Origin of the sequence: Streptomyces sp. NPDC047974, from assembly GCF_040653375.1 — a bacterium.
Classification (GTDB): domain Bacteria; phylum Actinomycetota; class Actinomycetes; order Streptomycetales; family Streptomycetaceae; genus Streptomyces.
The window spans coordinates 1-1,762 of the sequence record NZ_JBEZNU010000104.1 but is presented as its reverse complement, the minus strand read 5'-3'; the positions used below and the strand labels follow the sequence as shown (position 1 = coordinate 1,762).

Sequence of the window (1,762 nt, the reverse complement as noted above, 5' to 3'; positions counted from 1 at the left end):
CTGGAGCAGCAGCTCGGGCGCGTACCGGATCCGCCAGCCCGCGTCGAGGGCGCGCCAGGCCAGGTCGGTCTCCTCGTGCGCGAAGAAGAAGTAAAAAAATCGCAATACTTTCACCCTACGTTTTATCGACTAAATATCAAAACCGCCATAAGGGCCGCAGATCGCCGGAAAACTTGAACCGCAGCACATTTCCCGCCCAGCACCGGGCCCGGTGGAAGCCGAGGCCCCACCCGCCCTTTTTCCAACGCACTTTAAAAGAACGCGGCCCGGGGCCGCGCCTGAAAAGCCCCCTCCGGGGAGGAACGGCCCAGGGCCGGGGCTCCCGCCCCAGCCCCCGCTCTGCCTTGCCTTGGTTCAACGCCCACAAAAAAGCCCCGGAAAACCGGGGCTTTGTCTGCAACGCTGAAAATCCGATCAGGCCTTGAACGGATGCGCCGGCCATTCTTGGTCCGGGTGTTTCTTTTTCCACGCCTTCCCTTCAGCGGTTTCTGCCCACGCGAGGAAAGCGCTGGGTTGCCGGCCAGTGCCTGCCCAGGTGGTGCCGTCCGGGATTTGGAACTTGGGAGGGCGGCTCGTGCCCGTCTTGGTTGTGGCAGCGTGGCGCGGCTCCAGCAGCGCCTTCAGATCGTTCTTCTGCTTGGTCGTGTAATGCGGCCCAAACTGCTGCAAGGTCTCGTAGACGCCAGCAAAGCTGGCCACTGCTTCGGCCGCCAGCGCGTCGCCTTCGGCCTTTTCCATTTCGGCCACCAAGGCCTCCGCTTCGGCCTTTTTCTTGCGGATTTCTTCGAGCGTCAGTGCCACGGTTTTCCCTTGGGGTTGGTCAAACCCCGATCCTGCCGTTTTGCGAGACCACTGTAAACCCTCAACGGCTCAACCCCGGCTTCCCCTGGGCCAGTGCCACGGGGCTTCGCCCCTGGAAGTCACTCAGCGTCACGTCCACGCCCTCGGCGATCAACCGCAAGCAGCTTTCCGTGCCGCCTTTGTCGGACGCCAAATGGAGCGGGGTCATGCCGGCATGGTTGAAGACGTTGACCCGCGCCCAGCCTCAAGGAGGGGGTCAACCAAGCCCGTGTGCCCCCGCTCTATCGCCTCGTGCAGCGCGGTGTTGCCGCCGATCCGCGGCGCATTGACGGCCGCCCCCAGGCCCAATGCTGCCTGGAGCAGCTTCAAATCGCCTTTCTCCACGGCTTCGTCCAGGAAGGCTTGCCGACCGCAGGTCTGCTGGAGGTGCTCAGCGTGGTGCTGGCGCTCGCGAAACGCCACCCCGTCCATCGCGATGGCTGCCAGAGTGTCGGCGCGGTCCTCTTCATCGAGCTGCTCATCGATGTAGTCCAGCACGATCCCGCTGATGCGTTCGTTGTTTTCGTCGTGAAGCGCGGCATCCACGCTCTCCGGGGTGATGGGCCCCAGCATCGCCAGCTCCGCTTTCTCGCCGTCGTAGTCCAGCGCCAACCTCACCCAGGGCCACCCCTGCTCGGCAGGCCCTGCGACCCAGGTCAGGTCCCCAAACCCGTCCACGCCTTCCACCGGCTGCTGGAGAAACGCCACGGCAGCCTGGAGAACCTGCGCAGGGTGATGGTCGCCCTCGCCCAACGTGCGTTGAACGTGGTTGGCGATGGTCGACGTCGGGGGCGAGGCCCACGCCTCGGGCTCAAAGGTTTCGAGAAGCTCCGTGATGCTGGGGGTGGTTTTCGTGTCCATCCCCAGGTTCTACCGTGCAATCGTCGAAAGTAAAGCGGCTACCGGGGGCGCCCCAGGAGCG

The 1,762-nt window shown here is 64.2% G+C and carries 3 protein-coding genes and 1 pseudogene; all 4 read right to left on the bottom strand.

Features of this window, described 5'->3' with window-relative positions:
• A pseudogene (locus AB0E19_RS38595) lies at positions 1–90 on the bottom strand (glycosyltransferase family 2 protein); the annotation flags it as partial.
• A 324-nt stretch (positions 91–414) separates the two neighbouring features.
• Positions 415–801: an H-NS family nucleoid-associated regulatory protein gene (locus AB0E19_RS38590; RefSeq protein WP_049427012.1), complete on the bottom strand. Its 387-nt coding sequence runs from the start codon at positions 799–801 to the stop codon at positions 415–417.
• A 61-nt stretch (positions 802–862) separates the two neighbouring features.
• The gene (locus AB0E19_RS38585; RefSeq protein ID WP_080354855.1) at positions 863–1,009 is read right to left on the bottom strand and encodes an ankyrin repeat domain-containing protein; all 147 of its coding nucleotides are present in this window, start codon (positions 1,007–1,009) and stop codon (positions 863–865) included.
• The gene (locus AB0E19_RS38580) at positions 1,006–1,701 is read right to left on the bottom strand and encodes an ankyrin repeat domain-containing protein (RefSeq protein WP_049427010.1); all 696 of its coding nucleotides are present in this window, start codon (positions 1,699–1,701) and stop codon (positions 1,006–1,008) included. Before AB0E19_RS38580 ends, AB0E19_RS38585 begins: the two co-directional genes overlap by 4 nt.
• Between the last annotated feature and the right edge of the window lie 61 nt (positions 1,702–1,762).

Bases quoted from the DNA above. Each gene is read 5' to 3' on its own strand.
- AB0E19_RS38585 (WP_080354855.1), bottom strand. From the start codon at position 1,009: ATGACCCCGCTCCATTTGGCGTCCGACAAAGGCGGCACGGAAAGCTGC.
- AB0E19_RS38580 (WP_049427010.1), bottom strand. From the start codon at position 1,701: ATGGACACGAAAACCACCCCCAGCATCACGGAGCTTCTCGAAACCTTT.